Below are 7,401 nucleotides of genomic sequence, written 5' to 3' on the forward strand. Positions count from 1 at the left end.
CGTTGTGTGCAATTTGGCTACGTTACCAAGATTTGGTATATTTGATTAAAATTAGAGTCTAAATGGGAAAAAACACATCAATATCACTCGGAAATCATTTTGAGGATTTTATCAGAGAAGAAGTAAATTCTGGAAGATATGGTTCAGTTAGCGAAGTAATTCGTTCTGCTTTACGTTTGTTAGAACGTGAAGAAAAAAAAGAAAGAGAACTGATTAAAGCTCTCGAAGTTGGGGAAAACAGTGGATTTGTTGAAAATTTTGACCCAAAACAACATCTGAAAGAATTACATAGTAAACACTTATGAGTAAAAACAAATATCGCATAAGCCAACAAGCGATTGAGGATTTAGATAAAATTTGGATTTATACTCTTAACAAGTGGTCTAAAGAACAAGCAGATAGATATTACGATTTAATAATAGCGGAAATTGAATTTATTGCGGACAACTATCTGATTGGAAAATCCGCAGAACAAACTCGAAAAAACTATCGAGTAACGAAAATCAAATCTCATCTGATTTTTTACAGAAAAGTAGATAATGAGATTGTGGAAATCGTTAGAGTTTTGCATCAGAGAATGAACATTAAAAAAAGGCTGAAATAAAAAAACTGCACACAACAACGTGTATAGCTCATTGCGGCTGAATTCCTAATCGGAATTCATTGCAATTTGCTATCTTTCGGTTACGACGGAAAATCCTCGCGGATTTCCCGCAACGAGCCATACACAAGACCGTTGCCATTCATTGGCGGAACGCACTCAAAATCGAAAAAATATATGAAAAACATAAAACTGACTTTAATTTTTATGCTTTTATTCTCTTTAGAATGTTTTAGTCAACAAACAGGAAACGAAGAAATAAAAAATACAGCAATAAGAAGTGGAATTGGATTAGGAAGTGTTTTAGCTGTTGTAGTTTCTTGGGAGAGAAATAAATCTGTTTTGTTAGCTTTTATACACGGAATTTTTAGCTGGTTATATGTTTTATATTTTGTGTTAACAAGAAAACCAGAAGAAAGACATAAAAAATAATCGGAATTAGGATGAGTTTATAAAACTGAACTGTTCAAAATTAAATCACTCAAACGGAATTGAAAATATTACGGAATTAAACGCTGACTGAATTTACTCAAATGCTGTAAACTGAAAATCAATGAAAAAAACACTAAAAATAATTTCTACAGTATCAATTATATTATTTGGAATTTTATGGATTTCGAGCAAATTTGATTTCTTGACTAAATATAACTCGATAGATTTTAGGAATATTCTTGTACTTATTTATTTGTTTACAAGTCTAAAGTATTTTCAAATGGAAGTCAAAGATAAAAATGCTGAAATTCAGGAGTTAAAATTAAAACTGAAGAAAGGAAATAAAGATATTTAAATAAAAACGAATTTGGTAAATAAGAAACTCTGAAAAACAACGAAATGGCAACACCGTGTATAATTCATTGTTCGGTTCGTGTGTACTCGGAAAATTCCTGCGGAATTTTACTCTGGTTTGGTTTCTTTTTGCTAACTTAGTCCTTGCCAACACAACGTAATCATACACAAACATGTTAGCCACAATAAAACCATAAACATGACAAATAACATTACTGAAATACAATTGCTCGAGAAAAAAATTGATGAATTAACAAGTGACGAAATGATGTTTGTCCATTTATCTACAAGCTACTCTCCTATTACAGTAAAAAATGCAATACTACGTTCGAACCTATCTTTTATATATCAAAACATACAGCATAGTTTAAGCAATGAATATAGTAAACAACTAATACCTTATATTTCGCTCTGCGCAATATTAGATCAATTGGGAACTTGTTATAATCGTAAAGATAAAAGCGAGCCTAGATTTCAAAACGGAATCAAAAGATGCCTATACTATTTAGGAGAATTCAGCGAAGACGATGAGATAATCGATGTAATTTATGCTTTAAGAAACGGTCTGTTGCATAACGTAAGCTTATCTTCTTATATTGTTAATAAGAATAAATTTTATCATTTCAGATATAATAAAGATATTAATGGAATTTATGAACCAGCTGAAAATGCATGGGACGGAAATTACGAAACTTTAGATACTGGAAGAGAACGATATACAACATCAATAAATGTGGAAAACTTTAGAGATATGGTTTTCGGCTGTCTATCAAAAGCTCAAGAGTTAAATCAAAATTCTCAATTAGAATTAAGATTAGACGATGGAACAAGACAATTATTTTTTGATTACGTAAGAAGTATACCAAAATAATTACTGTGGCTAACAACGTGTATAATTCATTGTTCGGTTTGTGAGTACTCGGAAAATTCCTGCGGAATTTTCCTTTGGTTCGTTTTCTTTTTGCTAACTTAGTCCTAGCCAACACAACGTAATCATACACAAACTCGTTACCTCTCATTTTGACCGAAATACAATTTTATTTTAAAATTATATAGTCAAAAATACAATATCATTTATTTTTTATATATTTGTAGGATAAAAAATATCTCTGCGCCAACAGAGATACTAAATTTTCGGTCGTACCGATTTTTAAATATTTTTTTAAGTATGAAACAAATTTACGAAAAAAAAGTGAATTACCGCCAAAATAAAAGGCGATTAGCAACCGAAGAAGGTGCTAAATTTGATTTAAAAAAGGAGCTTCCACTAATGTTTAAGGCATTTAAAGAGGCTCACGAACTTTATGAAAGTGAAATCGTTCAAACACCACCTTTAGCTCGTGGAAGAGGTTTTGAAGCATCATTGTTAAACTCTAAAATGTTACAATGCATTCAAAAGTATTTCCCGAATAACTGGAGGTTTGGAAAATATAAACGATTCACACTTCGTGTTAATGGTTATATAATTCTATTTAAGAAATTAGATAAGAAAAACATGCCTATGAATATTAAGACTAATTCCGTTCAAGCAATCTCGCAACAACTATCTTTACCTTTATTTAATGAAGCAAGTTATGTCGAAGAACCTATATTGTTCTTTGGCTACAAGAAAAATAGTGTTGGTGTTATTTCAGAACCTAAATTAGTCTATTTAGACGAAGACAGGATTCAATGGATTGTTACGCTTGATGATATTACAATCGACAAGTCTATACAATTACCAAGAAAGGTGGAAAAAGCCACACCTATCCTCAAAAAAGGAAAAGAAGGCGACAAAAAAGTTGGCTAATTATTAATCCAATCGTGTACGACCGATTATTATATTAACTAAATATGAAAACAAAAAAATGAAAATCAATCACAAACAGTTAACATTTGCGCGAGAATATAGAGGGTATTCTCAAACAGATTTATCTTCAATGATTGATGGATTGTCTCAACCAAACTTGTCAAAGTTTGAAAAAGGTTTAAGCACATTATCTGATGAATTACTATCAAAAATTGTTTCCTTTTTGGACTTTCCATTTGAGTTTTTGAGTAAAAACATTTCGAACGAATCAGAGACTGCGCATTACCGTAAAAGAACTACAATTACTAAGAAAGATAGAACAGACATTGAAAATAGCTACAAACTAATTGGTTATTTGGTAGACGAAATGGCGGACTCTTTAATGTGGCCAGAATTTACTTTTAAAACATTGGACATTGAAGATGGTTACACACCTGAATACATTGCATCCTATACAAGGAAATTTTTAGGATTAAGACCTGATGAACCTGTAAGAGAGATATGTAATTATTTAGAAGTTAATGGAATTATTATAGTGGAATTAGATGCTATTGAAAAATTTGATGGTGTCTCGTTTGTGTCGGACAATAATCATCCTGTCATTGTTTTAAATAAAAATTTCAGTAATGACAGAAAAAGATTTACCATTGCTCACGAGTTAGGTCATCTACTAATGCATTCAATAAATAATCCTGCTATTCCGAAACACAGAGAAAAAGAATTAGAGAATGAAGCCAATACATTCGCATCTGAATTTTTAATGCCTAAAGAAGCAATTAAAAACTCTCTTTATAGCTTGAGACTATCGTATCTCGCTGAACTCAAAAGATATTGGCTTACTTCTATGGCATCAATTATAAGAAGGGCAAAAGATTTGGGATGTATAACAAAGGATACTTACACATATCTGAATATCGAATTCAGTCGAAAAGGCTTAAAAAAAGATGAAGGATTTGACATCTACATCGACACACCCGAATTATTCCGAAAGGGATATTCTATGCACAAAACTGAATTAGCTTATTCGGATTTTGAATTGGCAAGTGCTTTTTCCTTACCTGTTGACGTTATCAAAAGATATTGTGAGACAAATCGAAATCAATCAAAATTAAGAGTGTTGATTTAGAAAAAACGAGAGGTAACAACGTGTATAAGCAATAGCGGTTTGAGTTATAACTTGAACCGCTATTTCATTTTATTAAAGTATATTGTAATCTGAAAAGCAGTGCTTTAAAATCCGCTACTGCTCATACACGAACACGTTGTGCTTCATGCCTCAAAACAAGATATATTGAAAATTATAAAAATTCACAACCTCTTAGTATTATCAATAGCATTATTCACAAGTTGTGGAAATAATAATGAAATACTAGTTAATACTAATAATGATTTGCAAGTTGAAAACGTGGAAATCAAATATGGTTTTACTTCAATAAACCGAGAGAACGATTCTGAATTATTCAATTCAAATCTGAAAACTGTATTTGATGGAAAATACAAAAATAATCTTTCGACAATCTTTGGTGAAAATGACTTTTTAATAATTTACGATGATAAATTCTATTACTCATTTCGACATTTCATTTTTACAGATTTCAAGAGTAGTTCACCGAAAGGACATGAATATAATTTCTCGCTTTACAAACGAAATGACACAATTTTATGTGATGTGGATATAATTGGTGAAGAACCAATGAAATTCACTCGTTTTATGTCCGAAATTAAAACTGCAAAAAATAAGCTTGGAAATACACCAATAGAAAAAGCTGGTACTATTTATAATATGAAAGAAATGGAAGAAGAAAAACAATAGATTGCACGAAAGCACAACAACGTGTATAATTCATTGTTCAGTTTGTGTGTACTCGGAAAATTCCTGCGGAATTTTCCTCTGGTTTGGTTTCTTTTTGCTAACTTAGTCCTTGCCAACACAACGCAATCATACACAATCACGTTGTGCAACATTTGAATAATGACTTCCGAAATCGAAAAAAGTAATAGAAAAATACTGAACTCATTGAAAAAGAAATTTCCAATGGAAGTCGCAAGTGGAATTAGATTTGACTTAAGCAAATATTCAATTATTCCAAAAGGTAAGTTCTTAAAAAATATCTATACATGGAAGTTAACGGAATTTGAATCTGATGCGTATTTATTATCTATTCGCAATTCATATAAAACTGAAATAATGGGAACTGGTGGAGAGTCGATGATTGAAATAGATACTGAAAGCAAACACAATGGATTGATTTTAAAAACGGAATCAAATCTTCCTGAACTTATAATAAGACCAGCTTATCTGAAAGAAAAAATTGCAAATCTGTTTCTGAAATTTGATAAAAAACTTGATGGCAGAAAAGAATTTAATAAAAAATACATTCTGGAATCGTCATTAAGCCAATTGGAATTGGAGAAAATAATAACAAAAAGAATAACGGATGAATTAATTAAAGTCAATGAATTTAGTTTGGAGTTTAAGAACAATTCAATCTTTTTGAAATTCGAAAAAGAATTCAATGAAGAAGATTCTGTTAACCTTGTAAAACTTGGAAAAATAATAGAAACGGAATTAAAAAACGTTGCACAACAACGTGTATAGTTAATGCTATGTTGGTTAACTAAAAGAAAAATTCCTACTTTTAAGAAACATTAAAATCAATCGGAAAACTCACAAGCCAAAGCCTTGCTGTTTTCCTCCAGCGGATTTTTCGCCACGAGTGGCTCATCCGAAGCTAAAACAGCTTCGGCTCAATCCGCACAAACCATACACGAACACGTTATAAAAAACTGCTCCGAAATCGTAACTCCCAACAAAATAATTGTTTAAATATCAAAATTATCGGATTCTCACTCCTACCGAATTTCTTTTACATTATATAAAGTCATATCAATCAAAAAATGTTTTTAAATTCAACATAAATGGAATCTCACTCTTGCGGATTCTTTAGCTTGTTTGCGGAATTAATCTTACATCAAAAAAAATCAAACCAATCAAAAAGTATTTTAAATTCAGCATAAGTGGAATCTAACTCTTACGGAATTTAGCAAGTTTGCGGATTTGATTACTCAAACGCTAAAAGCTGCAAAGCGTTTATAAAAAAAACACTTTTCGCGATCAATCGTAAAAGCAAAACTAAAGTTTAGCTTTTTACTTTTTTATTGTTCCTTTCTTTATTGCTAAACTAAATGTGCTTACTCAAACGTGTCGCAGCATTATATAACACTGTGTATAATTCATTGTTCGGTTTGTGTGTACTCGGAAAATTCCTGCGGAATTTTCCTCTGGTTTGGTTTCTTTTTGCTAACTTAGTCCTTGCCAACACAACGTAATCATACACAAACTCGTTAGTAACAATAGCTCCGAAAATCGTAACTCCTTACATATAAAGTTTTTAAAATTATCGGATTTATTTACTCAAACTCGGAAATTTATTTTACATCAAAAAGAACTTAATTATTCATCTATACTTTTATCATTAATAATATTGGAATTTTACTCTTGCGGATTTTTGAGCTCGTTTATGGAAAGACTTCTACATCAAAAAGTATTATATAAATCAAATATTATCCTAAAATCAAATTAATCGGAATCCTACTCTTTCGGAATTTCTTACTCAAAGGATAAATGCTACAAAGCGTTTTGCAAACACTTTTCGCGATCAATGGTAAAAGCAAAACTTGAGTTTAGCTTTTTTCTCTTTTCATTGTCAAATCTTTATCGCTTAACTGATTCTGATTACTCAATTGTGTCGCTACAGTAACTAACAGCGTGTATAATTAATTGCTTTTTAAGTGCTTACTTGCTAAAATTCCTGCGGAATTTTCTCGGGTTCGTAAAAGTTTGCTAATTTAGTTGCTTAACCACGCAACTAACCATACACAAACACGTTAGTAACAATAGCTCCGAAAATCGTAACTCCTAACATAAAAAGCTTTTAAAATTTAAAATTATCGGATTTACTTACTCAAACTCGGAAATTTATTTTACTTCAAAAAGAACTTAATTATTCATCTATTACTTTTATCATTAATAATATTGGAATTTTACTCTTGCGGATTTTTGAGCTCGTTTGTGGAAAGACTTCTACATCAAAAAGTTTTATATAAATCAAATTAATCAGAATCCTACTCTGGCGGAATTTCTTACTCAAAGGATAAATGTTACAAAGAGTTTTGCAAACACTTTTCGCTATCAATGGTAAAAGCAAAACTTGAGTTTAGCTTT

At 30.9% G+C, this 7,401-nt stretch carries 9 protein-coding genes; all 9 read left to right on the forward strand.

From position 1 onward, the window contains the following. Positions 1 to 62 precede the first annotated feature (62 nt). A complete protein-coding gene (locus ACP15M_RS14415) occupies positions 63 to 305 on the forward strand; it encodes a type II toxin-antitoxin system ParD family antitoxin (protein ID WP_425077875.1) in 243 nt (80 codons plus the stop codon). Beyond that, positions 302 to 604, forward strand: a complete 303-nt coding sequence (locus ACP15M_RS14420; RefSeq protein ID WP_425077874.1) for a type II toxin-antitoxin system RelE/ParE family toxin — start codon at positions 302 to 304, stop codon at positions 602 to 604. The genes ACP15M_RS14415 and ACP15M_RS14420 overlap by 4 nt, the downstream gene beginning before the upstream one ends. Before the next feature lie 174 nt (positions 605 to 778). Next, complete coding sequence (locus ACP15M_RS14425; RefSeq protein ID WP_425077904.1) at positions 779 to 1,033, forward strand: hypothetical protein; 255 nt, start codon at positions 779 to 781, stop codon at positions 1,031 to 1,033. Between the two features lie 121 nt (positions 1,034 to 1,154). Beyond that, positions 1,155 to 1,388: a hypothetical protein gene (locus tag ACP15M_RS14430; RefSeq protein WP_425077905.1), complete on the forward strand. Its 234-nt coding sequence runs from the start codon at positions 1,155 to 1,157 to the stop codon at positions 1,386 to 1,388. Positions 1,389 to 1,586: 198 nt separating this feature from the next. After that, on the forward strand, positions 1,587 to 2,258 hold the full coding sequence (locus ACP15M_RS14435; RefSeq protein WP_425077906.1) for a hypothetical protein: 672 nt from the start codon (positions 1,587 to 1,589) through the stop codon (positions 2,256 to 2,258). Between the two features lie 297 nt (positions 2,259 to 2,555). Next, positions 2,556 to 3,176, forward strand: a complete 621-nt coding sequence (locus ACP15M_RS14440) for a hypothetical protein (RefSeq protein ID WP_425077907.1) — start codon at positions 2,556 to 2,558, stop codon at positions 3,174 to 3,176. A gap of 58 nt (positions 3,177 to 3,234) precedes the next feature. Further along, positions 3,235 to 4,302: an XRE family transcriptional regulator gene (locus ACP15M_RS14445; protein WP_425077908.1), complete on the forward strand. Its 1,068-nt coding sequence runs from the start codon at positions 3,235 to 3,237 to the stop codon at positions 4,300 to 4,302. Between the two features lie 165 nt (positions 4,303 to 4,467). Continuing rightward, positions 4,468 to 4,989 (forward strand): hypothetical protein, encoded by a 522-nt coding sequence (locus tag ACP15M_RS14450; protein ID WP_425077909.1) that lies wholly within the window; start codon positions 4,468 to 4,470, stop codon positions 4,987 to 4,989. A 159-nt stretch (positions 4,990 to 5,148) separates the two neighbouring features. Beyond that, on the forward strand, positions 5,149 to 5,775 hold the full coding sequence (locus tag ACP15M_RS14455; RefSeq protein WP_425077910.1) for a hypothetical protein: 627 nt from the start codon (positions 5,149 to 5,151) through the stop codon (positions 5,773 to 5,775). Positions 5,776 to 7,401 lie beyond the last annotated feature (1,626 nt).

Source organism: Psychroserpens sp. S379A, assembly GCF_049800755.1.
GTDB lineage: Bacteria > Bacteroidota > Bacteroidia > Flavobacteriales > Flavobacteriaceae > Psychroserpens.

Coding starts and splice junctions, on each gene's coding strand:
- ACP15M_RS14415 (WP_425077875.1), top strand. CDS start 63: ATGGGAAAAAACACATCAATATCACTCGGAAATCATTTTGAGGATTTT.
- ACP15M_RS14445 (WP_425077908.1), top strand. CDS start 3,235: ATGAAAATCAATCACAAACAGTTAACATTTGCGCGAGAATATAGAGGG.
- ACP15M_RS14430 (WP_425077905.1), top strand. CDS start 1,155: ATGAAAAAAACACTAAAAATAATTTCTACAGTATCAATTATATTATTT.
- ACP15M_RS14420 (WP_425077874.1), top strand. CDS start 302: ATGAGTAAAAACAAATATCGCATAAGCCAACAAGCGATTGAGGATTTA.
- ACP15M_RS14455 (WP_425077910.1), top strand. CDS start 5,149: ATGACTTCCGAAATCGAAAAAAGTAATAGAAAAATACTGAACTCATTG.
- ACP15M_RS14435 (WP_425077906.1), top strand. CDS start 1,587: ATGACAAATAACATTACTGAAATACAATTGCTCGAGAAAAAAATTGAT.
- ACP15M_RS14440 (WP_425077907.1), top strand. CDS start 2,556: ATGAAACAAATTTACGAAAAAAAAGTGAATTACCGCCAAAATAAAAGG.
- ACP15M_RS14425 (WP_425077904.1), top strand. CDS start 779: ATGAAAAACATAAAACTGACTTTAATTTTTATGCTTTTATTCTCTTTA.